General features: G+C 54.1%; 28 protein-coding genes. 13 read left to right on the top strand and 15 right to left on the bottom strand.

Annotated elements, in window-relative coordinates; all coding sequences use genetic code 11:
• Positions 1-2 precede the first annotated feature (2 nt).
• The 3 genes from LDK53_RS15160 to rplU form a co-directional block, all read right to left on the bottom strand.
• Positions 3-968 (bottom strand): DMT family transporter, encoded by a 966-nt coding sequence (locus tag LDK53_RS15160; protein WP_025756704.1) that lies wholly within the window; start codon positions 966-968, stop codon positions 3-5.
• Positions 969-1064: 96 nt separating this feature from the next.
• Positions 1065-1322, bottom strand: a complete 258-nt coding sequence (gene rpmA, locus LDK53_RS15155; protein ID WP_004385076.1) for a 50S ribosomal protein L27 — start codon at positions 1320-1322, stop codon at positions 1065-1067.
• Positions 1323-1341: 19 nt separating this feature from the next.
• Positions 1342-1653, bottom strand: coding sequence for a 50S ribosomal protein L21 (gene rplU, locus LDK53_RS15150; protein WP_003025032.1), 312 nt, complete (start codon positions 1651-1653; stop codon positions 1342-1344).
• 257 nt (positions 1654-1910) lie between these two features.
• On the opposite strand from rplU, the gene ispB reads away from it, so the two are divergent.
• Together ispB and sfsB are read left to right on the top strand one after the other, a co-directional pair.
• On the top strand, positions 1911-2882 hold the full coding sequence (ispB, locus tag LDK53_RS15145; protein WP_025756703.1) for an octaprenyl diphosphate synthase: 972 nt from the start codon (positions 1911-1913) through the stop codon (positions 2880-2882).
• A gap of 228 nt (positions 2883-3110) precedes the next feature.
• Positions 3111-3398: a DNA-binding transcriptional regulator SfsB gene (gene sfsB, locus LDK53_RS15140; RefSeq protein WP_025756702.1), complete on the top strand. Its 288-nt coding sequence runs from the start codon at positions 3111-3113 to the stop codon at positions 3396-3398.
• Positions 3399-3459: 61 nt separating this feature from the next.
• Here sfsB and murA read toward each other — a convergent pair whose 3' ends face one another.
• The 7 genes from murA to mlaF all read right to left on the bottom strand — a co-directional run bounded on the left by murA (position 3460) and on the right by mlaF (position 8253).
• On the bottom strand, positions 3460-4719 hold the full coding sequence (murA, locus tag LDK53_RS15135; protein WP_025756701.1) for a UDP-N-acetylglucosamine 1-carboxyvinyltransferase: 1260 nt from the start codon (positions 4717-4719) through the stop codon (positions 3460-3462).
• Between the two features lie 50 nt (positions 4720-4769).
• Complete coding sequence (gene ibaG / locus LDK53_RS15130) at positions 4770-5024, bottom strand: BolA family iron metabolism protein IbaG (RefSeq protein ID WP_008501458.1); 255 nt, start codon at positions 5022-5024, stop codon at positions 4770-4772.
• Positions 5025-5150: 126 nt separating this feature from the next.
• A complete protein-coding gene (gene mlaB, locus LDK53_RS15125) occupies positions 5151-5444 on the bottom strand; it encodes a lipid asymmetry maintenance protein MlaB (RefSeq protein WP_225287492.1) in 294 nt (97 codons plus the stop codon).
• Complete coding sequence (mlaC, locus tag LDK53_RS15120; protein WP_014885387.1) at positions 5444-6079, bottom strand: phospholipid-binding protein MlaC; 636 nt, start codon at positions 6077-6079, stop codon at positions 5444-5446. Before mlaC ends, mlaB begins: the two co-directional genes overlap by 1 nt.
• Positions 6080-6097: 18 nt before the next feature.
• Positions 6098-6646, bottom strand: coding sequence for an outer membrane lipid asymmetry maintenance protein MlaD (gene mlaD / locus LDK53_RS15115; protein WP_025756699.1), 549 nt, complete (start codon positions 6644-6646; stop codon positions 6098-6100).
• 4 nt (positions 6647-6650) lie between these two features.
• Positions 6651-7433 carry a lipid asymmetry maintenance ABC transporter permease subunit MlaE gene (gene mlaE, locus LDK53_RS15110; RefSeq protein WP_010436044.1) on the bottom strand — a complete coding sequence of 261 codons (783 nt, stop codon included), beginning with the start codon at positions 7431-7433 and terminating at the stop codon, positions 6651-6653.
• A 7-nt stretch (positions 7434-7440) separates the two neighbouring features.
• Positions 7441-8253 carry a phospholipid ABC transporter ATP-binding protein MlaF gene (gene mlaF, locus LDK53_RS15105; protein WP_225287491.1) on the bottom strand — a complete coding sequence of 271 codons (813 nt, stop codon included), beginning with the start codon at positions 8251-8253 and terminating at the stop codon, positions 7441-7443.
• 227 nt (positions 8254-8480) lie between these two features.
• Between mlaF and LDK53_RS15100 the strand changes: the two genes are divergently transcribed.
• From LDK53_RS15100 to npr, 11 genes are all read left to right on the top strand, one after another.
• Positions 8481-9458 carry a calcium/sodium antiporter gene (locus LDK53_RS15100; protein WP_225287490.1) on the top strand — a complete coding sequence of 326 codons (978 nt, stop codon included), beginning with the start codon at positions 8481-8483 and terminating at the stop codon, positions 9456-9458.
• 13 nt (positions 9459-9471) lie between these two features.
• Positions 9472-10458 (top strand): arabinose-5-phosphate isomerase KdsD, encoded by a 987-nt coding sequence (kdsD, locus tag LDK53_RS15095; protein WP_059385406.1) that lies wholly within the window; start codon positions 9472-9474, stop codon positions 10456-10458.
• Positions 10459-10472: 14 nt separating this feature from the next.
• Positions 10473-11039 (top strand): 3-deoxy-manno-octulosonate-8-phosphatase KdsC, encoded by a 567-nt coding sequence (kdsC, locus tag LDK53_RS15090; RefSeq protein WP_151412465.1) that lies wholly within the window; start codon positions 10473-10475, stop codon positions 11037-11039.
• A complete protein-coding gene (gene lptC, locus LDK53_RS15085; protein ID WP_025756694.1) occupies positions 11036-11611 on the top strand; it encodes an LPS export ABC transporter periplasmic protein LptC in 576 nt (191 codons plus the stop codon). Before kdsC ends, lptC begins: the two co-directional genes overlap by 4 nt.
• Positions 11580-12134, top strand: coding sequence for a lipopolysaccharide ABC transporter substrate-binding protein LptA (lptA, locus tag LDK53_RS15080; RefSeq protein ID WP_025756693.1), 555 nt, complete (start codon positions 11580-11582; stop codon positions 12132-12134). The genes lptC and lptA overlap by 32 nt, the downstream gene beginning before the upstream one ends.
• 6 nt (positions 12135-12140) lie before the next feature.
• Positions 12141-12866: an LPS export ABC transporter ATP-binding protein gene (gene lptB, locus LDK53_RS15075; protein ID WP_025756692.1), complete on the top strand. Its 726-nt coding sequence runs from the start codon at positions 12141-12143 to the stop codon at positions 12864-12866.
• Positions 12867-12913: 47 nt separating this feature from the next.
• The gene (gene rpoN / locus LDK53_RS15070; RefSeq protein ID WP_025756691.1) at positions 12914-14347 is read left to right on the top strand and encodes an RNA polymerase factor sigma-54; all 1434 of its coding nucleotides are present in this window, start codon (positions 12914-12916) and stop codon (positions 14345-14347) included.
• 22 nt (positions 14348-14369) lie between these two features.
• On the top strand, positions 14370-14657 hold the full coding sequence (hpf, locus tag LDK53_RS15065) for a ribosome hibernation promoting factor (protein WP_013098943.1): 288 nt from the start codon (positions 14370-14372) through the stop codon (positions 14655-14657).
• 82 nt (positions 14658-14739) lie between these two features.
• Positions 14740-15231: a PTS IIA-like nitrogen regulatory protein PtsN gene (ptsN, locus tag LDK53_RS15060; protein WP_008501443.1), complete on the top strand. Its 492-nt coding sequence runs from the start codon at positions 14740-14742 to the stop codon at positions 15229-15231.
• 45 nt (positions 15232-15276) lie between these two features.
• Complete coding sequence (gene rapZ / locus LDK53_RS15055) at positions 15277-16131, top strand: RNase adapter RapZ (RefSeq protein ID WP_014885397.1); 855 nt, start codon at positions 15277-15279, stop codon at positions 16129-16131.
• On the top strand, positions 16128-16400 hold the full coding sequence (npr, locus tag LDK53_RS15050) for a PTS phosphocarrier protein NPr (protein WP_025756690.1): 273 nt from the start codon (positions 16128-16130) through the stop codon (positions 16398-16400). The genes rapZ and npr overlap by 4 nt, the downstream gene beginning before the upstream one ends.
• Before the next feature lie 39 nt (positions 16401-16439).
• On the opposite strand, the gene mtgA is transcribed toward npr, so the two are convergent.
• The 5 genes from mtgA to lptF form a co-directional block, all read right to left on the bottom strand.
• Complete coding sequence (gene mtgA, locus LDK53_RS15045) at positions 16440-17165, bottom strand: monofunctional biosynthetic peptidoglycan transglycosylase (RefSeq protein ID WP_225287489.1); 726 nt, start codon at positions 17163-17165, stop codon at positions 16440-16442.
• A complete protein-coding gene (gene elbB, locus LDK53_RS15040) occupies positions 17162-17815 on the bottom strand; it encodes an isoprenoid biosynthesis glyoxalase ElbB (protein ID WP_225287496.1) in 654 nt (217 codons plus the stop codon). The genes mtgA and elbB overlap by 4 nt, the downstream gene beginning before the upstream one ends.
• A 232-nt stretch (positions 17816-18047) precedes the next feature.
• A complete protein-coding gene (arcB, locus tag LDK53_RS15035) occupies positions 18048-20381 on the bottom strand; it encodes an aerobic respiration two-component sensor histidine kinase ArcB (protein ID WP_225287488.1) in 2334 nt (777 codons plus the stop codon).
• Positions 20382-20516: 135 nt separating this feature from the next.
• The gene (lptG, locus tag LDK53_RS15030) at positions 20517-21599 is read right to left on the bottom strand and encodes an LPS export ABC transporter permease LptG (RefSeq protein WP_025756686.1); all 1083 of its coding nucleotides are present in this window, start codon (positions 21597-21599) and stop codon (positions 20517-20519) included.
• Positions 21599-22699 carry an LPS export ABC transporter permease LptF gene (lptF, locus tag LDK53_RS15025; protein ID WP_045284739.1) on the bottom strand — a complete coding sequence of 367 codons (1101 nt, stop codon included), beginning with the start codon at positions 22697-22699 and terminating at the stop codon, positions 21599-21601. The genes lptG and lptF overlap by 1 nt, the downstream gene beginning before the upstream one ends.
• Positions 22700-22794: the final 95 nt, after the last annotated feature.

Here is a 22794-nt window from a genome sequence, read left to right as displayed (position 1 = left end):
ACTCATTCGCCTGAGCGGGGGACTACTACAACCGCTTCATTTTTGCGCCAACGTCCCCAAAGACGATGACCAATGGCGGAATACATCGCGCCCGCAACCACGACAAACGCACCGAGATAGCCCAACAGGTTGAGCATCGGTCTGACGAAGACATCGGGCCAGGCCATTGATAACAAATCTGAAAATAACAGCGTAAACAGCGGAGTAAGCGTAATTAATGCGCTCACCTGTGCTGCCTGCCAGCGCGCCATTGCTTCGGCCAGCGCGCCATAACCAACCAGCGTGTTCAGCCCACAAAAAATGAGGCACGCCAGTTGCCAGTCGCTAAGCTCGGTGATTACCCCCGGCTTCGCTAACGGCAACAACGCCAGTGTACACAAAGTGTACAGCAAAAAGAGGATCTGCTGTGAGGCAAGACGACGCAATAACACCTTTTGCGCGACACCATAGCTCACCCAGACCGTTGCTGCCCCTACACCGAAGATCACACCCCAGGTGTAATCGGTCAGCCGGGTAAAAATCTCGATCAGACTGGTGTTGAAGAACATCACCAGGCCGCATAGCAGCATGCTCGCCCCGATAATCTGCGTACCACGCATCTTCTCCTTGAGGATAAAGACGCTGGCGACCATCATGCCCACGGGTGAAAGCTGACCAATCACCTGTGACGCCGTAGGGCTAAGATATTGCAGGGAAGAACTGAACAGAATGAAGTTCCCAAACAGTCCACCTGTCGCGATAGCCAGTAACACCAGCCAGCGCGGTTTACGGAAGAGTCGCAGCGGAGGAAGCTTACCTTTGACAGCCAGAATCGCCCCGAGGCCGATACTTGCCATCAGAAAGCGATAAAAGACCACCGTAGGCGGCTCCATCACTTCCAGTACCTGCTTCATTGCAATTGGCAGCGCACCCCAGCACATTGCGGTAGTGAGCGCCAAAAGAATACCTATGCCGGCCTGCTGCTTCATGCCCGTTTTCCCTACAGAAAAAATTACCGGGTTTCCAATGTAAAAAGCCCCGCAACAGGTTGCGGGGCTTTAATCCGTTACCGGACCGAGAAAACCTTACTCAGCAACGATGCTGATGTATTTACGGTTGTTCGGGCCTTTAACTTCAAATTTCACTTTACCGTCTGCTTTAGCAAACAGAGTGTGGTCACGACCGCAACCTACGTTGTTGCCAGCGTGGAATTTGGTACCACGTTGACGAACGATGATGCTACCCGCCAGAACGGATTCGCCACCGAAACGCTTAACGCCCAGGCGTTTAGCTTCTGAATCGCGACCGTTACGTGTGGAGCCGCCAGCCTTTTTATGTGCCATTTAAATCTCTCCTCAGGTCTTAGGCGCTGATGCCAGTAATTTTCACATCAGTGAACCACTGACGGTGGCCCTGCTGCTTACGGTAGTGCTTACGACGACGAAACTTAACGATTTTAACTTTCTCGCCACGACCGTGTGCAACAACTTCAGCTTTGATAACGCCGCCATCAACGAAAGGAACGCCGATTTTGACTTCTTCACCGTTTGCGATCATCAGAACTTCTGCGAACTCAACAGATTCGCCAGTTGCGATGTCCAGCTTTTCCAGGCGAACGGTCTGACCTTCGCTTACTCGGTGTTGTTTACCACCACTTTGGAAAACCGCGTACATATAAACTCCGCTTCCGCGCACGTCCTCGTATGAATCAGAGTGCGCTATAAATATTCACAATAGGGCGCGAATATTACGCAAAACGCGAGCCTTTGACAAGTGCTACCGTCAATACATGAAGAAAAAAAACACAACACGTACGGTAACGTTTATCTGAGCCGTTTTTTCAGTACAATCAGCAATACTATTGATAAACCGAAACCCTTCGTTACCCCATAGTAGATGGGATCAACAGGATAAAAAGCCCGGCTTTTGCGATGAATTTAGAAAAAATCAACGAGTTAACCGCGCAAGATATGGCGGGTGTGAATGCAGCAATCCTGGAGCAACTCAACTCTGACGTTCAACTGATCAATCAGTTGGGCTATTACATTGTCAGCGGTGGCGGTAAACGCATACGTCCGATGATTGCCATTCTGGCTGCCAGAGCCGTTGGTTATCAGGGAAATGCCCACATCACCATCGCAGCGCTCATCGAATTTATTCACACAGCGACGCTTCTGCATGATGATGTTGTGGATGAATCGGATATGCGTCGCGGCAAAGCCACGGCAAACGCCGCTTTCGGGAACGCAGCCAGCGTACTGGTGGGGGATTTTATCTATACCCGCGCCTTCCAGATGATGACCAGTCTGGGCTCCCTGAAAGTACTGGAAGTGATGTCCGAAGCCGTTAACGTCATCGCAGAAGGCGAAGTACTGCAGCTGATGAACGTCAACGATCCTGATATTACCGAAGAAAACTACATGCGCGTGATCTACAGCAAAACCGCGCGCCTGTTTGAAGCAGCCGCCCAGTGTTCCGGCATTCTGGCTGACTGTACCGACGCCCAGGAAAAAGGGCTGCAGGACTATGGTCGTTATCTGGGTACGGCATTCCAGCTGATTGATGATTTGCTGGACTACAGTGCGGACGGCGAGACGCTCGGCAAAAACGTGGGTGATGACCTGAACGAAGGCAAACCGACTCTGCCGCTGCTCCACGCCATGCGCAACGGAACGGCCGACCAGGCGAAAATGATCCGTGAAGCGATTGAGCAGGGAAATGGTCGCCATCTTCTGGAACCCGTACTGGAAACCATGGCCATTTGCGGATCGCTCGAGTGGACGCGCCAGCGTGCGGAAGAGGAAGCGGATAAAGCCATTGCTGCACTTCAGGTTATTCCAGACAGCCCGTGGCGCGATGCGCTGATCGGTCTGGCGCACATCGCCGTTCAGCGCGATCGGTGATCCCTCCTGTTTCTCCCCGCGCCTTTGCGGGGAGATTCCCGTACGTTCCTGTAAATTACGTCTTCATGTAAACGCATCGGTTTAGAGACCGCATGAATAAAGCTGTGCCTTATTCTGAATATCCCTTCAAGTAACGCGAACTTTTTAGAACAAGAGTTTGAAATGGGTATAGTAACCCCGTCGTTTCTGACGAAACGGCGAAGGTGAATCCGAACTAAGGACAGCGTTATGGACACGAAATTTATCGACTGGCACACAGCGGATATTATTGCCGCACTGCGCAAAAGAGGCACGTCACTGGCAGCAGAGTCCCGCCGCCACGGACTGAGTTCTTCAACCCTGGCAAACGCCCTCACCCGCCCCTGGCCCAAGGGAGAGCTCATTATCGCAACGGCGCTGGATACGCACCCGTGGGTGATTTGGCCCTCGCGTTACCACGATCCTATTACCCATGAGTTTATTGACAGAACGCGCATGATTCGCCAGAAAAAGGCAAAGAAAGGATTGCAGGGATAACACGTTAATTGACAGGCACAGCAACCCCCCGGTCATTGCTGGCAGGGGGCTGCCGGAACGATTACTCGCCCTTCACACGCTCGATATTCGCACCCAGCGCGCGCAGTTTATCTTCGATACGCTCATAACCACGATCGATGTGATAAATACGATCCACAATCGTTGTCCCTTCCGCGATACAACCCGCCAGCACCAGGCTCGCAGACGCACGCAGATCGGTGGCCATCACCTGAGCACCCGACAGTTTCTCCACGCCGTGGCAAATTACGGTATTACTCTCGATCTCTGCATGCGCGCCCATACGGATCAACTCCGGTACGTGCATAAAGCGGTTCTCGAAAATGGTTTCAGTGATAAAGCCCGTCCCTTCGGCGACCAGGTTCAATAAGGTGAACTGCGCCTGCATGTCCGTCGGGAACGCCGGGTGTGGCGCCGTACGCACATTGACAGCTTTTGGACGCTGACCGTGCATATCGAGGCTGATCCAGTCTTCACCGATTTCGATATCCGCGCCGGCATCGCGCAGCTTCGCCAGCACTGCATCCAGGGTATCAGGCTGTGCGTTACGGCAAACAATCTTACCGCCAGAGATCGCCGCTGCCACCAGGAAGGTACCGGTTTCGATACGGTCAGGCAGGACGCGATAAACACCACCGCCCAGACGCTCAACGCCTTCAATGGTGATACGGTCTGTTCCCTGACCGGAGATCTTCGCCCCCAGCGCCACGAGGAAGTTGGCGGTATCCACAATTTCCGGCTCACGCGCGGCGTTTTCGATGATCGTGGTACCTTCAGCCAGCGTTGCCGCAGACATAATGGTGACCGTTGCGCCCACGCTCACCTTGTCCATGACAATGTGCGCGCCTTTCAGACGACCGTTGACGGACGCTTTAACGTAGCCTTCTTCCAGTTTGATCTCTGCGCCCAGTTTTTCCAGGCCAAAGATATGCAGGTCAACCGGACGCGCCCCGATGGCACAACCGCCCGGAAGTGAAACCTGCCCCTGGCCAAAACGCGCCACCAGCGGGCCAAGCGCCCAGATGGAAGCACGCATGGTTTTCACCAGATCGTAAGGGGCAGAGAAGTTATTCACATTGCTGGCGTCGATCCAGACAGAACCGTTACGCTCAACTTTAGTGCCCAACTGGGTGAGCAACTTCATGGTCGTGTCGATATCTTTCAGTTTCGGGACGTTCTGAATTTCTACCGGCTCTTCCGCGAGCAGCGCAGCAAAGAGGATTGGCAGCGCGGCGTTTTTCGCGCCAGAAATTGTGACTTCGCCCTGGAGGCGCGTAGGCCCCTGTACACGAAATTTATCCATTGTGTGCTCTCTTATAAATTCAACCGTGCTGCGGGCCTGTCGCCCTCAGCTCAAAAACCGTTTAGTTTGCGATCGCGTGCCCACTCTTGCGGGGTGAACGCTTTAATCGACAGGGCGTGGATGCGGTTATCCGCAATATATTCCATCAGCGGCGCGTACACAGCCTGCTGTTTCTTCACGCGGCTCATGCCGTCGAACATCTCACCCACAGCAATAACCTGGAAGTGACTGCCATCGCCAGTGACGTGGGCTTCCTGAAGGGAGAGTGCATTCATCAGCACTGTCTGGATTTCATGATTTTCCATGGGTTCTTAATCATCTGATAGTGAAAACAAGCCCAACATCTTAGAGCAAAGTGGCGTCGTCTTAAACAAGCAAAAAGCCCCGACGATGAAACTGTCAGGGCTTTCGGAAGTAACGCACTGAAAATATTAACGAGGCAGTACGTCCTGAGGAAGATTGTAGAGCTGCGCAAGGGTCACGACATTATCGCTCGCGCCGTGAAGCCTGACGCTCGCCCCCTGCTTTTTCCCCTCGGCAACCAGATGGGCAAGCAGCGCAACACCTGCCGTATCCACCCGGGTGATACCGCTTAAGTCAATCAGCGTCACGCCCTGCATGGCGTCATGGCGCTGGTCCCATAACGGGTTCAGGAGGTCCTGATCCAGTTCGCCGGACAGTTTCAATGTCTCGCTTTCACGCGACCAGCTGAGTTGCTGTGACATTACTTCTTCTCGTCCAGCGTGATTTTCTGACGAGCTATGGATTGCAACTGTGCAGTCAGGCCATCAATGCCTTTAGTGCGCAGCAGGTCGCTCCACTCGTTCTGCTTGGTAGTGATCATGCTTACCCCTTCGGCGATCATGTCATACGCCTGCCAGTGGCCGGTCTGGCTGTTTTTACGCCACTGGAAATCCAGACGAACCGGCGGACGACCGTTAGGATCGTTGATCGTCACACGGATAGGCACGATGGTCGCATCACCCAGCGGTTGCTCAGGTGCAATCTGGTAGGTCTGGCCGTGATACATCGCCAGCGCCTGACCATAAGCCTGCTTCAGATATTCACGGAACGCGGCAAAGTAGGCCTCACGCTGCGCCGGGGTCGCGTCTTTGTAATAACGACCCAGCACCAGCGCACCCGCATATTTAATCTGCACATACGGCAGCAATTCCTGGTCAACAACGTCACGCAGGTAATCAGGATTCGCACGAATTTTAGGCTGTTCGTTTTTAAGACGGTCGAAGGTTTTCTTCGCCGCTTCGTCCATCAGTTTGTACGGGTTACTCTGATCCGCAGCATGGGCAGCGGTAAGAGGGGCAATGACCAGCATGGCCACCATTAACAGTCGTTTAAACATGAATGACTTCTCCTGAAATTAATGCGTCGTGCCAGGTGTCGGTGCGACGTCGGTATGATCTTCAGACTGCGCAGGGGCAGCGTCGGATTTTTTCTCATCCCCTTTACTGTTGTAAAGGAACTGACCAATCATATCTTCCAGCACCATTGCGGACTTCGTATCCTGAATAACGCTGCCGTCTTTAAGGATAGTCGTTCCCAGCTCGGGGTCTTCAAAGCCGACGTTAAGCGCCAGATATTGTTCACCCAGCAAACCGGAAGTCCGGATCGACAGGGAACTGGTGTCCGGAATATGGTTGTAACGCTCTTCGATATCCATCGCGACGCGTGGCAGATAGGTTTTCTCATCAAGCGTAATATCTGATACGCGTCCGATCACCACGCCGCCAATACGGACCGGTGAACGGGCCTTCAGCCCGCCGATGTTATCGAAGGTGGCATAGATGCGATATGTCGGCTCGGTACGCACGGAGGTGATATCCGCCGCTCTCAGGCAGATAAACAGTGCGGCCAGCAGCGCCAGCAGCAGGAACACGCCGACCCAAATTTCATTTTTTTTCGTTTGCATGAACTCAATTCCCAAACATCAGTGCGGTGAGCACAAAATCCAGACCCAGTACGGCCAGCGACGAATGTACGACTGTACGTGTAGTTGCACGGCTAATGCCTGCCGACGTCGGGATGGCATCGTAACCATTGAACAAGGCAATCCAGGTGACCGTAATGGCGAATACCACGCTTTTAATCAGACAGTTAACCAGATCCATTCGCAGGTCGATGGCGTCCTGCATGGCGGACCAGAAGAAACCGGCATCAATGCCTTTCCAGTGAACGCCAACCAGCGAACCGCCCCAGATACCCACGGCGACAAACAGAATAGTCAGTAACGGTAAAGAGATCACCCCAGCCCAGAAACGCGGCGAAATTACGCGACGCAGCGGGTCAACCGCCATCATCTCCATACTGGAGAGCTGCTCAGTCGCACGCATCAGGCCAATTTCAGCCGTTAATGCCGACCCCGCGCGTCCGGCGAACAACAGCGCCGCCACAACCGGCCCCAGTTCACGCAGCAGCGAAAGCGCCACCAGCATCCCGAGACTGGTTTCCGCACTGTAGGTTGTCAGGACGAGGTAGCCCTGCAGCCCCAGCACCATGCCGATAAACAGACCGGACACAATGATGATGAGCATCGACAGCACGCCGACGTTATAGAGTTGCCGCACCAGTAAAGGCGCATGCTTTCGGAACTCCGGCTTGCCGACCAGCGCGTTGAATAACATCAATCCGGCACGCCCGAACGTCCTGATGGTTTTTATGCCACGGTGTCCGAGAGCGGCCAACGCATTTAACAGCATGAGTGGCTTAACTCCCTATTCCCAGTAAATCGTCACGATAGTCGCCCGCCGGGTAGCGGAACGGCACAGGGCCATCGGCAATACCGTCGAGGAACTGTCGCACGCGCGGATCGCAATTTTCCTGCAACGCCTGGGCGCTACCGTGTGCGACGATCTTTTTGTCCGCCACGATATAGGCGTAATCGGCGATGCTCAACACTTCCGGCACATCGTGAGAAACCACAATGCAGGTTACGCCAAGTGCGCTGTTCAGCTCAGAGATGAGCTTCACCAGCACGCCCATCGTGATGGGATCCTGCCCGACGAACGGTTCATCGAACATGATTAAATCCGGTTCTAATGCAATGGCTCGCGCCAGCGCGGCGCGGCGCGCCATCCCGCCTGAGAGTTCCGAAGGCATCAGCTTCGCCGCCCCGCGCAAACCGACGGCTTCAAGCTTCATCATCACCGTACTTTTCAGCAACGCCGGCGGCAGGCTGGTATGTTCGCGCAGCGGATAGGCCACGTTATCAAAGACGTTCATATCGGTGAACAACGCCCCCGACTGAAAGAGCATGCTCATGCGCTTGCGAACGGTATACAGACGCGAGCGCGACATCTCCGGGACATTTTCGCCATCAAAGAGGATTTCACCGCTGTCAGGTGGGATCTGCCCACCAATAAGACGCAGCAGTGTCGTTTTACCGATCCCGGACGGCCCCATGATGGCCGTGATCTTGCCACGCGGTACGGTCAACGAAATATCATCAAATATCAATCTGTTGGCGCGAGAAAAACTCACACCGCGGACATCGACTAAATTCGCCATCTTTTGGCTCATTTATGGTTCCTTTCTTACCCTGCTCACGTTTAGGCATGCAGCCTGGATCAGCCCTAAACTCAGCATTTTTACAGAATAATAGCCGTTGAGGTTAGCGAAAGCTGGCATTTGTTTTACTTTTCCGGCGCATAAAGTCAAAATTAGGAATTCGTTACGCCTCAGACTGTATGCAGTCCAGCCATTCCCGCGCGATGGACCGACGAGTATACCTGAAGAAAGGACTTTTGATGCTTTTAGCAACAGCACTGTTAATAATTGGTTTACTTTTGGTGGTCTACAGTGCTGACCGTTTAGTGTTTGCTGCATCTATCCTGTGTCGCCTGACGGGCGTGCCACCTCTCGTCATCGGGATGACCGTTGTCAGCGTTGGAACATCACTTCCTGAAATCATCGTCTCTGTCTCGGCATCGCTGCATGGCCAGTTAGACCTGGCCGTCGGTACCGCGATTGGCTCTAATATCGTCAATATATTGTTGATTTTAGGGCTGGCGGCACTGCTCCATCCATTTCGCGTGCATTCTGATGTTCTACGTCGTGAATTGCCGCTAATGTTAATCGTAAGTCTGCTGGCAGGCTGCGTATTTTATGATGGCATACTGAGCGTCAGTGACGGCATTTTCTTGCTGGCGCTGGCCGTCATTTGGTTGCTGTATAGTGTTAAGATCGCCCGTCTGGCTGAGAAGCAGGGGCACGATAGCCTCACGCGTGAGCAGGTCGCCGAACTCCCGCGGGAAGGCACGCTCCCCGTCGCCCTGCTCTGGCTTGGCGTGGCGCTGATCATCATGCCGATGGCCACGCGCATGGTCGTAGATAACGCGACGGTCGTGGCAAACTATTTTGCCATCAGCGAACTGACCATTGGCCTGACGGTTATTGCTATCGGTACCAGTCTGCCGGAGCTGGCCACGGCCATTGCCGGGGCGCGGAAAGGAGAGGATGACATTGCCATTGGTAATATCATCGGCTCCAATATTTTTAATATCGCGATAGTAATGGGTCTGCCGGCCCTGATTACGCCAGGGCCCTTTAACCCCCTGGCGTTTTCACGCGATTACGGCGTGATGCTGCTGGTCAGCGTGATATTTACCCTGCTCTGCTGGCGGCGGCAACGACAAATTGGCAAAGGCGCAGGCGCGCTGTTGACGGGTGGATTTATCGTATGGATGGCGATGCTGTACTGGCTCTCGCCTCTTCTCTCTGGGTAAACGGAAACGCATTATGTCGCAAATAGAATTGCAGCCGGGTTTTGACTTTCAGAAAGCAGGCAAAGACGTTCTGGAGATTGAACGTGAAGGTCTGGCGCAGTTGGATCAGTACATTAATCAGGATTTTAGTCTGGCATGTGAGAAGATATTCTACTGTGCCGGCAAAGTCGTGGTGATGGGGATGGGCAAGTCCGGCCACATTGGACGCAAAATGGCGGCAACGTTTGCCAGTACCGGAACCTCTTCATTCTTTGTCCACCCGGGGGAAGCCGCCCACGGCGACCTGGGTATGGTCACGCCGCAGGATATCGTCATCGCGCTGTCCAACTCCGGTGAGTCCAATGAAATTCTGGCGCTGATCCCGGTACTGAAGCGTCTGCAGGTGCCGCTCATTTGCATGACCAGCCGTCCGGAAAGTAGCATGGCGCGCGCAGCCGATATTCACCTGTGCGTAAAGGTGCCGAAAGAGGCCTGCCCGCTCGGCCTGGCGCCGACCTCCAGCACCACCGCGGCGCTGGTGATGGGCGATGCGCTCGCCGTGGCGCTGCTGGAAGCCCGTGGTTTTACGCCGGAAGATTTCGCCCTTTCCCACCCGGGCGGCGCGCTGGGGCGTAAGCTGCTGCTGCGGGTTAACGATATTATGCACACCGGGGATGAAATCCCCCACGTCAGTAAAGACGCCTCCCTGCGTGATGCGCTGCTGGAAATCACCCGTAAGAATCTGGGTATGACGGTCGTGTGCGACGATCTGATGAAAATTCAGGGGATCTTCACCGATGGCGACCTGCGTCGCGTGTTCGACATGGGTGTGGATGTCCGTACGCTGGGCATTGCCGATGTGATGACACCCGGCGGCATTCGCGTGCGCCCGGGGACGCTGGCTGTGGATGTGCTGAACCTGATGCAGTCCCGTCATATCACCTCCGTTATGGTTGCCGATGGCGACCAGTTGCTGGGTGTGGTACATATGCATGATCTGCTGCGCGCAGGCGTAGTGTAATGAAGGATAAGACAATGAGTAATGCGGGTGCATCCCTTGCAACCTGTTATGGTCCGGTCAGTACCCAGATGATGGCAAAGGCGGAAAACATTCGCCTGCTCATTCTGGATGTGGATGGCGTACTCTCCGATGGCCTGATTTATATGGGCAATAACGGTGAAGAGCTTAAAGCGTTTAACGTTCGCGACGGCTACGGTATCCGCTGTGCGCTGACCTCAGGTATCGAGGTGGCTATCATCACCGGACGGAAAGCTAAACTGGTAGAAGATCGCTGTGAAACCTTAGGCATTACCCATTTGTATCAGGGTCAATCCGATAAGATGGCGGCGTTCAACGATTTACTGGGTAAACTGGCTATCGCACCGGAAAACGTGGCCTACGTCGGGGACGATCTGATTGACTGGCCCGTAATGTCTGAAGTTGGGCTGAGTATCGCCGTTGCCGATGCGCATCCGCTGCTGATCCCGCGTGCGGACTACGTTACCCACATCAACGGGGGCCGCGGTGCCGTCCGTGAAGTCTGCGATCTGCTCCTGCTGGCGCAGGGCAAGCTTGATGAGGCCAAAGGGCAATCGATATGAGTAAAACCAGACGTTGGGTTATCATTTTGCTTTCGCTTGTCGCCCTGGTATTGATTGGCGTGAACCTCGCCGATCGCGACGATACGCAAACGGAAGTGATCAACAATAACGATCCAACCTATAAAAGCGATCACAGCGACACCGTGGTCTACAGCCCGCAAGGCGCGCTGAACTATCGCCTGATTGCCCAGCATGTTGAATATTTTTCAGATGACGGTATTTCGTGGTTTACCCAACCTGTTATGACCACGTTTGATAAGGACAAAGTACCGACGTGGTCAATCAAGTCAGACCGGGCAAAACTGACAAATGACCGTATGCTTTATCTGTATGGCCACGTTGAAGTCAACGCCCTGACCGCTGACTCGCAACTGCGAAAAATTACGACGGATAATGCCCAGATCAACCTGGTGACCCAGGATGTGACGTCGCAGGATCTGGTTACTCTGTATGGCACAACATTTAATTCCAGCGGTTTGAGAATGCGCGGGAACTTACGCAGCAAAAACGCCGAGCTGATTGAAAAGGTTAGAACCTCCTATGAAATTCAAAACAAACAAACTCAGCCTTAAAGTAATTATCGCCAGCGCGATGCTGGCGACCAGTCTCCCCGCGCTTGCTGTAACGGGCGATACCGAGCAGCCGATTCATATCGAGTCCGACACCCAGTCTCTTGATATGCAGGGTAATGTCGTCACCTTCACGGGTAACGTCGTCATGACTCAGGGCACCATCAAAATCAACGCCGACAAAGTGGTTGTTACCCGTCCGGGTGGCGAGCAGGGCAAAGAGATTATCGATGGTTACGGTAATCCGGCGACCTTCTACCAAATGCAGGACAACGGCAAACCGGTGAAAGGCCATGCCACGCATATGCACTATGAGCTGGCGAAGGACCTGGTGATCCTGACCGGAAATGCGTACCTGGAACAGTTGGACAGCAACATTACCGGCGACAAGATTACCTATCTGGTTAAAGAGCAAAAAATGCAGGCCTCCAGCGAGAAAGGCAAACGCGTCACCACCGTACTGGTACCGTCGCAGCTGCAGGACAAAGGCAAAGGCCAGGCCCCGGCACAGAAGAAGAGTAACTAATTCGTTATGGCAACATTAACTGCAAAAAATCTCGCGAAGGCCTATAAGGGCCGCCGTGTCGTAGAGGATGTCAGTCTGACCGTTAACTCCGGCGAAATTGTGGGCCTGCTTGGCCCTAACGGTGCGGGTAAAACGACAACCTTCTACATGGTCGTTGGCATTGTGCCGCGCGATGCCGGCAACATTGTCATTGATGATGAAGACATCAGCCTTCTGCCGCTGCATGCACGCGCACGCCGCGGGATCGGCTATTTGCCGCAGGAAGCCTCCATTTTCCGTCGCCTAAGCGTTTACGATAACCTGATGGCGGTTCTGCAAATTCGTAACGATCTGACCAGCGAACAGCGTCAGGATCGTGCCAACGAGCTGATGGAAGAGTTCCACATCGAGCATCTGCGCGACAGCCTCGGTCAGGCGCTCTCCGGTGGGGAACGCCGTCGCGTTGAGATTGCGCGTGCGCTGGCCGCAAACCCGAAATTTATCCTTCTGGATGAACCGTTTGCCGGTGTTGATCCGATCTCCGTTATCGATATTAAACGTATCATTGAGCACCTGCGCGACAGCGGGCTTGGCGTGTTGATCACCGACCACAACGTGCGTGAAACGCTGGCCGTGTGTGAACGTGCGTATATTGTGAGCCAGGGTAACCTTATCGCCCACGGTACGCCGCAACAAATCCTCGAAGATGATCATGTTAAGCGCGTCTATCTTGGGGAAGACTTCAGACTCTGATAGGGTAGAGGTAACGTAACGCCGAACCGGAGAAAAATGCTCTGAACATGAAGCAAGGTTTGCAATTAAGGCTCAGCCAACAACTGGCAATGACGCCGCAGCTACAGCAGGCAATTCGCCTGTTGCAACTGTCCACGTTAGAACTTCAGCAGGAACTCCAGCAGGCGCTGGACAGTAACCCCCTGCTGGAACAAACCGATCTTCATGACGAGGTAGATACCCAGCAATCGCAGGATACAGAAGCGCTCGACACCGCGGATGCACTCGAACAAAAAGAGATGCCGGACGAGCTTCCGCTGGATGCCAGCTGGGATGAGATCTACACCGCCGGAACCCCATCCGGAACGCGTGCGGACTACCAGGACGATGAGCTACCGGTCTATCAGGGAGAAACCACTCAGTCGCTTCAGGATTACCTGATGTGGCAGGTGGAGTTGACCCCCTTCTCCGACACCGATCGTGCGATTGCCACATCCATTGTCGATGCCGTTGATGACACCGGCTATTTAACCGTCACGCTGGACGACATCCTCGAAAGCATGGGCGACGAAGAGATTGAGCTTGAGGAAGTTGAAGCCGTTCTGAAGCGTATTCAGCGTTTCGATCCGGTAGGCGTGGCCGCAAGAGATCTGCGCGACTGCCTGCTGATCCAGCTTTCTCAGTTCAGCAAAGAGACGCCATGGCTCGATGAGGCGCGCTTAATCATCAGCGATCATCTGGATCTGTTGGCTAACCACGATTTCCGCACCCTGATGCGCGTCACGCGGCTGAAAGAAGACGTGCTGAAAGAAGCGGTGAATCTGATCCAGTCGCTCGATCCGCGCCCCGGTCAGTCGATCCAGACCAGCGAACCCGAATACGTGATCCCGGATGTGCTGGTCCGAAAACACAATGGCCGCTGGGTCGTTGAACTGAATTCTGACAGCATTCCTCGCCTGCAAATCAACCAGCAGTATGCCTCCATGTGCACCAGCGTGCGTAACGACTCCGACAATCAATATATTCGTAGCAATTTGCAGGAAGCGCGATGGTTGATCAAAAGTCTGGAGAGCCGTAATGATACGCTGCTTCGCGTCAGCCGCTGCATTGTCGAACAGCAGCAGGCGTTCTTTGAGCAGGGCGAAGAGTATATGAAACCGATGGTGCTGGCGGATATCGCCCAGGCCGTCGAGATGCATGAATCAACCATTTCCCGTGTCACCACGCAGAAGTATCTGCACAGTCCACGCGGTATTTTTGAGCTTAAGTATTTCTTCTCCAGCCACGTCAATACCGAGGGTGGCGGCGAAGCGTCGTCAACCGCGATTCGTGCCCTGGTGAAGAAGTTGATCGCCGCGGAGAACCCCGCGAAGCCACTGAGTGACAGTAAGTTAACCACCATGCTGTCCGAACAGGGTATTATGGTGGCACGTCGTACTGTCGCGAAGTATCGAGAGTCTTTATCCATTCCGCCGTCCAACCAGCGTAAACAGCTGGTCTGACACAACCGATAAGGAAGACACTATGCAGCTCAACATCACTGGACAAAACGTCGAAATTACTGAGGCTTTACGCGACTTTGTGAATACGAAGTTTGCAAAACTCGAGCAGTATTTCGAAAGGATCAACCAGGTCTATATTGTGTTGAAAGTGGAGAAAGTGACTCACATCTCGGATGCCACCCTGCATGTTAATGGGGGGGAACTTCATGCCAGTGCGGAAGGGCAAGACATGTACGCGGCTATCGACGGCTTGATTGATAAGCTTGCGCGACAGCTCAATAAACATAAAGATAAACTGAAACAACACTAATTGTCCGGGCAGTTAACGGGTGCAGGACGGCCTGTTGTGAAACACAACAGGCCATTTGTACAGTTAGCGCTTAGGTGAAATTATGATGAACAACGATTCCGCTCTTCAACTGAGCAATGTCCTTAACCAGGAATGTACCCGCAGTGCTGTTCACTGCCAGAGCAAAAAACGTGCGCTGGAGATCATCAGTGAGCTGGCCGCAAAACAGCTGGGCCTGCCGCCACAGGTGGTGTTCGAAGCGATCCTGACCCGTGAAAAAATGGGCAGTACCGGTATCGGCAACGGCATCGCCATCCCGCACGGCAAACTGGAAGAGGATACCCTGCGTGCCGTGGGTGTGTTTGTGCAGCTTGAAACACCCATCGCCTTCGATGCCATTGATAACCAGCCCGTCGATCTTCTCTTCGCGCTGCTGGTGCCTGCCGACCAGACGAAAACCCATCTGCATACGCTGTCGCTGGTTGCCAAACGTCTGGCCGATAAAACCATTTGCCGCCGACTGCGCTCGGCCCAAAGTGATGAAGAGCTCTATCAGATTATCACTGAAGCAGAAGGCAATCAGGATGATGCATAACCAGGAGATGGCCTTCACATCTGTTGTCCTGAGGAGAAACGGAACATGGTGCTGATGATTGTCAGTGGTCGTTCAGGGTCGGGGAAGTCCGTTGCTCTGCGCGCGCTGGAAGACATGGGTTTTTACTGCGTAGATAATCTGCCAGTCGTGTTGCTGCCCGATCTGGCTCGCACGCTTGCGGAAAGACAAACCTCTGCCGCCGTCAGTATCGACGTTCGTAACATGCCTGAATCGCCTGAAATTTTTGAACAGGCAATGAGTAACCTGCCTGATGCGTTTTCGCCTCAGTTGCTGTTCCTTGATGCAGACCGCAATACCCTGATCCGTCGCTACAGCGATACCCGTCGTCTGCACCCGCTTTCCAGCAAGAACCTCTCTCTGGAGAGCGCTATCGACGAAGAGAGCGACCTGCTGGAGCCGCTGCGTTCACGCGCTGACCTGATTGTCGACACCTCTGAGATGTCCGTTCACGAGCTGGCGGAAATGCTGCGTACCCGGTTGCTGGGCAAGCGCGAGCGCGAACTGACGATGGTGTTCGAATCCTTTGGCTTTAAGCACGGGATTCCAATTGATGCAGATTATGTTTTCGACGTGCGCTTCCTGCCGAACCCGCACTGGGATCCGAAACTGCGTCCCATGACCGGTCTGGATAAACCCGTCGCGGCCTTCCTCGACAGGCACACAGAAGTTCACAATTTTATCTACCAGACGCGAAGCTACCTTGAGCTATGGTTACCTATGCTGGAGACAAACAATCGCAGCTACCTGACGGTGGCGATTGGCTGTACCGGCGGTAAACATCGTTCGGTCTACATCGCCGAACAGCTGGCCGACTATTTCCGCTCGCGCGGGAAGAACGTTCAGTCCCGTCATCGCACGCTGGAAAAACGTAAAACATGACCGTAAAACAAACCGTTGAGATCACTAATAAGCTGGGCATGCATGCGCGCCCGGCGATGAAGCTGTTTGAACTGATGCAGGGTTTCGATGCGGAAGTTCTGCTGCGAAATGATGAAGGTACCGAAGCGGAAGCAAACAGCGTGATTGCGCTGCTGATGCTCGATTCCGCCAAAGGCCGCCAGATTGAAGTTGAAGCCACCGGCCCTCAGGAAGAGGAAGCGCTGGCGGCGGTGGTTGCGCTGTTTAACGCCGGTTTTGACGAAGACTAACGCCTCATTTTCTGGCGGGTGGCGCTGCGCTTACCCGCCTTACATCAACTGATTACGCTGCATAAACCCTTCCCCACCCAGCTGACGCATCTGACGCATAATCCACGCCTGACGGCTTCGCACGTACCCTGACGGGGCACCGGCTTTAAAGCGGATAGGGTTAGGTAACACCGCGGCCAATAACGCCGCTTCAGACATACTCAACCGGCTGGCCGGTTTATTAAAATAGCGTTGTGCAGCCGCTTCCACGCCAAATACCCCATCGCCAAACTCAGCGATATTCAGGTAGACGGTCAGAATGCGCTTTTTACTCCAGACCGTTTCCATGCCCAGCGTCAGCCCCGCTTCCAGCCCTTTTCGTACCCAGCTACGGCCGTCCCACAAAAACAGATTCTTTGCCGTCTGCTGTGACAGGGTTGATGCACCGCGCACGCGGTTTTCGTGGCGTTCATTATGGGCCAGAGCCTTCTCTATGGCCGCGACGTCGAACCCCCAGTGTTCCGGGAATTTCTGATCCTCCGCCGCAATCACGGCCAGCCCCATAAAGGGCGAGATGACGTCCATGCTCACCCAATCAGAATGCGCGACATAGCTGAAATCACCGCTGAACCATGCACCGAGCTGACGCTCAACCATCACGGCAGAAAATGGCACGGGCAGAATGCTGAACAGGGCGAGTCCCCCGCCCCAGAAGACCGCCAGCACAAGAACGATGCGCAACAGGGTGCGCTTCACCCATGCGCCAGCACCGGATGGACGACTCATTCAGCCAGCACCAGCACTCTGGCCACCAGCTTCTCAATACCCGTGGCCGCTTCTGCAATATTCTGCGCCAGCATATACGCAGGCGTGGTGACGATCTTATTGTCTTCGTCCACCACAATGTCATCCACCGGACAAGGCACGTGCTCGCCGCCCATATCTTCAATGACTTCCGCGGTATCAATATCCGTCCCGATGGTCAGGCGCAGCGGGAAATCAAAAATGTTAGGCAGCATGGCGGGGGCGATGCAGATAAAGCCCAGCGGTTTTCCCGCCGCGTGCATAGCCTGCGACAGCGTTTTTAGATGCGGATCGATCTGACACTCCGCCCCCTGGGTGGCAAACGTACTGAGATTTTTGGCCGCGCCAAACCCGCCTGGCACAATTAGCGCATCAAGCTCTGTGGCGTCTGCCTGAATAAGAGGGTGAATATTTCCGCGGGCAATACGCGCGGCTTCAACCAGTACGTTACGGGTTTCCGCCATTGACTCACCCGTGAAATGGTTAATCACATCCGCCTGATTTTTGTCCGGCGCAAAACAAATCACCTCTGCCCCCTGTTTTGCCAGGGCCAGCAGCGTGATGACGGCTTCATGTATTTCAGAGCCATCGTAAACACCGCATCCACTCAGCACGACACCAATCTTTTTCATCATGAGGATCCTTTTCTGCAACTTGCTGAAGCACATTAATAATTTTGATTAAAACGCTATGCTTCACACATTTCACTGATTCATGTAACAAACCATTTAAGATTTGCTATCTTATCTGCGTGCGGCCTAAATTTTTCAGGCGGCGCCGATTCGAAAAATACTTGAAAAAACAGGCGCAGCCACGATTTCCCTGGTGTTGGCGCAGTATTCGCGCACCCCGGTTAAGCCGGGGTCATTTTTTTCTGGTCTCGACCCAGGCTTTAAGCACCGCAACATCGTTTTGCCACTCTTGTTTCATCTCTTCAACCCAATCACCCACGTTATCTTCCCATGCAGGTAAATCAGGCGACTGAATCTGTTGACCCAGCTGTTGCAGGTGGCGCAGGCCGACCGAGCCGGCTGCGCCTTTGATTTTATGTCCTTCTTCTACGATGCCTTTCTGGTCGCGCGCAGTCAGGTTGGACTCCAGCACGCTCAGATATCCCGGCATCATTTTTTCGAACACCGCCAGACCGTCGGTAATCAGTTTCGGGCCAACCAGATCGATATACTGCTCCAGCATCGCGGTATCGAGTATCGTTTGGGCTTTTGCGCTATCAACAGACGTCATGGTGCTCTCCTCTTCATCATGGGTATCCCAGAACTTCTTGATCATAGCGGTCAGAGCAGGCACCGCCAGCGGCTTGCTGAGCACATCGTCCATACCGGCATCGAGATACTCTTTTTTATCTTTCAGTACGTTCGCCGTCAGCGCAACCAGCGGCGGCAGCTCATCGGCCGCGTACTGACGCGTCAGCTCACGGGAGATATCCAGCCCGGTCATATCCGGCAGTTGAATATCCAGCAGAACGAGGTCGTATTCACCCGGTTTAAACATCTCCAGCGCGGCTTTGCCCGTCATCGCGACATCCACGCTGTTGCCCAGTTTTTCCAGCACCGAGCGCGCCACAATCACGTTCAGCTCGATGTCTTCCACCAGCAGGACATGCAGCGCAGGCAGCGGCATATCGTCGTCTTCAAAGGTATCCTCAACCTCTTCCGCCACCGCCGGAGCATGCACCGTCAGGGTGAACGTTGAGCCTTTGCCCGGCTGACTGGCTACGGTGATATCCCCGCCCATGCTCTTCGCCAGCCGTTTCGACACCGCCAGGCCAATGCCCGTACCGGTAGCCGGTTTCCCGCCGTTGCTATCTTTCACCTGGTAGTACATGGCAAAGATTTTGTCCTGCTCCTCCTGCGGAATACCAATCCCGGAATCCTCCACCTCAAAGTGCAGCATGTCACCGTCGTCATAGCGGACACGCACGGCCACCTGCCCCTTCTGGGTAAATTTTACCGCGTTGCTGATCAGGTTCCACAGGATCTGACGCAGACGCGTACCGTCAGTCACCACTTTATGCGGCAGCGGCAGGGTTGGCTCCATGACAAAGCTCAGTCCCTTCTGCTGCGCCTGCAGGCCGGACAGGTTTTCCAGATCCGCAAGGAAGCTGGTGAAATCAACCGGCTGATTATCAAGCTGAACTTTTCGGCGCTCCATTTTATCCATATCAATAATATCGTTGAAGATATTCCCCAGCGTGACCGCCGAGACATGGATAGTTTTGAGGTATTTTTCCTGCTCCGCGGTCAGGTCGGTATCCAGCAGAATGCGGCTCAACCCGACGATACCATTCAGCGGGGTACGCAGTTCGTGGCTAATGGTAGAGATAAAGGTGGTCTTATCGCGGCTGGCACGCTCCAGGGCATCCTGATAGCGCTTACGCTCTGTAATATCGCGGCCAAAGCCCATCAGGCCGTGGCGTTTCCCCACGCGGTCATAGTAGGGAACCTTACGGATCTCAAAGCAGGCTTTGCGTCCGTCCGGATAATCCAGCCACTGTTCATAGGTCAGCGAGACATTGTGACGGAACACTTTTTCGTCCGTCTCCATAACCTTCGCGGCCGCCTCTTCAGAGTAAACGTCCTGTGGCTTCAGGTGGATAAGCTGCTTCTCGCTTTTCCCGGTGAGCAGCTCCATAGCGCGGTTACAGCCGGAAAACTCTTTATCTTCATTGCGGTAGAACACCAGATCCGGCGACGCGTCCAGGAACGAACGCAGGAAAGAGGATTGCTGTTCAAGCTGGATCTGCGTGACCTCACGCTCTTTCATTTCGATTTTCAGCTGCTCCAGCGTGGCCTGACGCTCGGCTTCCGCCTTCTCACGATCCGAAATCTCCTGATTGAGTTGCGCAATGTTGTCTTTGAGCTGAACGTTAAGCTTCAGGTCGCGCTCGCGCATCTCTTCCAGTTTATCGACCAGTTTTGACAAACGCTGACGGGACTCTTCCAGCTGTTCAACTACCACAGACAGGAAATAGACCGCCCAGGGAGTAATCAGCAAGCCAAAGAAGATAGAGCGGATGACGTCGATACTCTCGACCTGACCATGCAGAACCATGGTGACGGCCATTTGCACGACGATGGCCAGAACGACCAGCGCCAGCGCAAGCAGCATGGAGAAACGCACCAGCCCAAGCTTCATCATCAGGTCGACGTAATACTGGGCAAGCATTCGAATTTGCTTCATAGAGGATCCCTTCACGACTTTATCGCTCAATAATACTCAAATTCGCGGCGGGACGTTGAAGGTTGTGAGAAAAAGTGCGGGGTGAAACAGGAGATTAGCCTCGCTCCCGGGTAACCGGAAGCGAGGAGAGGTCAATCAGGAGCGTTTAAGCAACAGCCAGAGGCTGATCAGGAGGAAACTGGCGCTTGGCAACAGCGCGCCAATAATTGGCGGAATGCCATATACCAGCGTCAATGGACCGAAGATCTGATCGAGCACGTAGAACACAAAGCCGAAGCTGATACCGGTGACAACGCGCACTCCCATCGGCACACTGCGCAGCGGGCCGAAGATAAACGACAGCGCCATCAGCATCATCACCGCCACGGACATCGGTTGGAAGATTTTGCTCCACATGTTGAGCTGGTAACGTCCCGCATCCTGGCCGCTCGACTTCAGGTATTTCACATAGTTGTGTAAACCGCTGATGGAGAGCGCGTCAGGATCCAGCGCCACGACCCCGAGCTTATCGGGCGTGAGGTTGGTCTTCCACGTACCGGACACCGTCTGAGAACCGGTGATCTGTTTCGGATCTCTCAGGTCAGACTCATCAACCTGCGACAAACGCCACTGCTTATGTTCAGGGTCAAACTTCGCCGAAGAGGCGTGTTTAACTGACTGCAGGCGGCGCTGGTCATTGAAGGCGTAGATGCTCACACCGCCTAACTCATCATCGCCTTTTACGCGTTCGATGTAGACGAAGCTGTTGCCATCTTTCGCCCATAACCCTTGCTGAGTGGAAAGCAGAGAACCACCGTACATCGCCTGAGCGCGGTAGTTACGCGCCATCTGTTCACCCTGCGGCGCCACCCACTCACCGATCGCCATGGTCAACAGCACCAGCGGGATCGCGGTTTTCATTACCGACAACGCAACCTGCATACGGGTAAAACCCGATGCCTGCATAACAACCAGTTCACTGCGCTGCGCCAGCATCCCCAGCCCCAGCAGCGCACCCAACAGCGCCGCCATCGGGAAGAAGATCTGCACATCTTTCGGCACGCTGAGCAGGGTATACATTCCCGCGCCGAGCGCGTCATAACTTCCCTGCCCGGCTTTTTTCAGTTGGTCGACAAATTTGATAATGCCGGAGAGCGACACCAGCATGAACAACGTCATCATGATGGTGGTAAAAATGGTTTTACCGATATAGCGATCAAGAACGCCAAACGCCTGCATTAGATGGCTCCTTTACGCGAGAATCGGGCACGTATGCGGCGCACAGGCACCGTATCCCACAGGTTTAATCCCAGCGCCAGTAAGATATACAAGCTGTTCACGAACCATGTCCAGACCATAGGGTCCAGCTTACCCTTCGCGCCGTTGGAACGAATCGAGGTTTGGAGCAGGAAGTAGATCAGGTAAAGCAGCATCGCTGGCAGCATCGAGAGCACGCGTCCCTGACGCGGGTTCACCACGCTCAGCGGAACAACAATCAGCGCCATCATAAATACGGTAAATACGAGAGTAATACGCCAGTGGAACTCCGCACGCGCTCTGTTGGTATCGGTATTCCACAGGGTACGCATATCCATCTGCTCGGTATCGGTTGGATCGAGCGCCACCGTCTGATGGCCGATGATGGCCTGATAGTTCTGGAAATCCGTAATACGGAAGTCACGCAGCATCGCGGTCCCTTCGAAACGGGTACCTTTGTCCAGCGTCACGATCTGCGAACCGTCTTTGCGCTGAGCAAGTTGCCCGGAGTCGGCAATGACCACTGACGGACGCGCGTTACCTTTCGTACGCAGCTGCGCCAGGAAGACGTCGTTAAACTTGCTGCCGTCAACGCTCTCAATAAAGAGCACGGAGTTCCCGTCGGTGGCTTGCTGGAATTGCCCCTGGGCTAACGCCGCCATGCCGGGGTTGGCTTTCGCTTCGGCCAGCACTTCGTCCTGATGACGGGAAGACAAGGGGCCCGCCCACATCACATTCACCGCCGCAACAATTCCCGTGAACAGCGCCAGTATCATGGCCGCTTTCACCAGTACCGCTTTGCTCAGGCCACAGGCATGCATCACCGTGATTTCACTCTCGGTGTAGAGCTTCCCAAGGGTCATGAGCAGACCAAGGAAAAGACTTAGCGGCAGGATAAGCTGCGCCATTTCCGGGATCCCTAAACCAAGCAGGGAAAGCACCAGATTCGTTGGAATTTCGCCGTCAACAGCCGCACCGAGGATCTTAACCAGCTTCTGACAGAAAAAAATCAGCAGCAGGATGAAGAGGATCGCCAGCTGGCTTTTGAGCGTCTCCCGCACCAGATATCTTATGATTATCACTTTAAATACGCCCGTAAAAACCCGTCTCTTTGCAGGAATTTCGCTTGTTTCATGGCTTAAACGTCATTTATTCTCTTGAGTCGTCGAAATCATCG

Source organism: Enterobacter sp. K16B (assembly GCF_020216105.1).
In the GTDB taxonomy this organism is placed as follows: domain Bacteria; phylum Pseudomonadota; class Gammaproteobacteria; order Enterobacterales; family Enterobacteriaceae; genus Enterobacter; species Enterobacter sichuanensis.
Note: the sequence above shows the minus strand (reverse complement) of the source record. Positions and strands in the feature narration are given on the sequence as shown.

Excerpts from the sequence above, each read along its gene's own strand:
- LDK53_RS15160 (WP_025756704.1), bottom strand. The coding sequence starts at position 968 with ATGAAGCAGCAGGCCGGCATAGGTATTCTTTTGGCGCTCACTACCGCA.
- rpmA (WP_004385076.1), bottom strand. The coding sequence starts at position 1,322 with ATGGCACATAAAAAGGCTGGCGGCTCCACACGTAACGGTCGCGATTCA.
- rplU (WP_003025032.1), bottom strand. The coding sequence starts at position 1,653 with ATGTACGCGGTTTTCCAAAGTGGTGGTAAACAACACCGAGTAAGCGAA.
- ispB (WP_025756703.1), top strand. The coding sequence starts at position 1,911 with ATGAATTTAGAAAAAATCAACGAGTTAACCGCGCAAGATATGGCGGGT.
- sfsB (WP_025756702.1), top strand. The coding sequence starts at position 3,111 with ATGGACACGAAATTTATCGACTGGCACACAGCGGATATTATTGCCGCA.
- murA (WP_025756701.1), bottom strand. The coding sequence starts at position 4,719 with ATGGATAAATTTCGTGTACAGGGGCCTACGCGCCTCCAGGGCGAAGTC.
- ibaG (WP_008501458.1), bottom strand. The coding sequence starts at position 5,024 with ATGGAAAATCATGAAATCCAGACAGTGCTGATGAATGCACTCTCCCTT.
- mlaB (WP_225287492.1), bottom strand. The coding sequence starts at position 5,444 with ATGTCACAGCAACTCAGCTGGTCGCGTGAAAGCGAGACATTGAAACTG.
- mlaC (WP_014885387.1), bottom strand. The coding sequence starts at position 6,079 with ATGTTTAAACGACTGTTAATGGTGGCCATGCTGGTCATTGCCCCTCTT.
- mlaD (WP_025756699.1), bottom strand. The coding sequence starts at position 6,646 with ATGCAAACGAAAAAAAATGAAATTTGGGTCGGCGTGTTCCTGCTGCTG.
- mlaE (WP_010436044.1), bottom strand. The coding sequence starts at position 7,433 with ATGCTGTTAAATGCGTTGGCCGCTCTCGGACACCGTGGCATAAAAACC.
- mlaF (WP_225287491.1), bottom strand. The coding sequence starts at position 8,253 with ATGAGCCAAAAGATGGCGAATTTAGTCGATGTCCGCGGTGTGAGTTTT.
- LDK53_RS15100 (WP_225287490.1), top strand. The coding sequence starts at position 8,481 with ATGCTTTTAGCAACAGCACTGTTAATAATTGGTTTACTTTTGGTGGTC.
- kdsD (WP_059385406.1), top strand. The coding sequence starts at position 9,472 with ATGTCGCAAATAGAATTGCAGCCGGGTTTTGACTTTCAGAAAGCAGGC.
- kdsC (WP_151412465.1), top strand. The coding sequence starts at position 10,473 with ATGAGTAATGCGGGTGCATCCCTTGCAACCTGTTATGGTCCGGTCAGT.
- lptC (WP_025756694.1), top strand. The coding sequence starts at position 11,036 with ATGAGTAAAACCAGACGTTGGGTTATCATTTTGCTTTCGCTTGTCGCC.
- lptA (WP_025756693.1), top strand. The coding sequence starts at position 11,580 with ATGAAATTCAAAACAAACAAACTCAGCCTTAAAGTAATTATCGCCAGC.
- lptB (WP_025756692.1), top strand. The coding sequence starts at position 12,141 with ATGGCAACATTAACTGCAAAAAATCTCGCGAAGGCCTATAAGGGCCGC.
- rpoN (WP_025756691.1), top strand. The coding sequence starts at position 12,914 with ATGAAGCAAGGTTTGCAATTAAGGCTCAGCCAACAACTGGCAATGACG.
- hpf (WP_013098943.1), top strand. The coding sequence starts at position 14,370 with ATGCAGCTCAACATCACTGGACAAAACGTCGAAATTACTGAGGCTTTA.
- ptsN (WP_008501443.1), top strand. The coding sequence starts at position 14,740 with ATGATGAACAACGATTCCGCTCTTCAACTGAGCAATGTCCTTAACCAG.
- rapZ (WP_014885397.1), top strand. The coding sequence starts at position 15,277 with ATGGTGCTGATGATTGTCAGTGGTCGTTCAGGGTCGGGGAAGTCCGTT.
- npr (WP_025756690.1), top strand. The coding sequence starts at position 16,128 with ATGACCGTAAAACAAACCGTTGAGATCACTAATAAGCTGGGCATGCAT.
- mtgA (WP_225287489.1), bottom strand. The coding sequence starts at position 17,165 with ATGAGTCGTCCATCCGGTGCTGGCGCATGGGTGAAGCGCACCCTGTTG.
- elbB (WP_225287496.1), bottom strand. The coding sequence starts at position 17,815 with ATGAAAAAGATTGGTGTCGTGCTGAGTGGATGCGGTGTTTACGATGGC.
- arcB (WP_225287488.1), bottom strand. The coding sequence starts at position 20,381 with ATGAAGCAAATTCGAATGCTTGCCCAGTATTACGTCGACCTGATGATG.
- lptG (WP_025756686.1), bottom strand. The coding sequence starts at position 21,599 with ATGCAGGCGTTTGGCGTTCTTGATCGCTATATCGGTAAAACCATTTTT.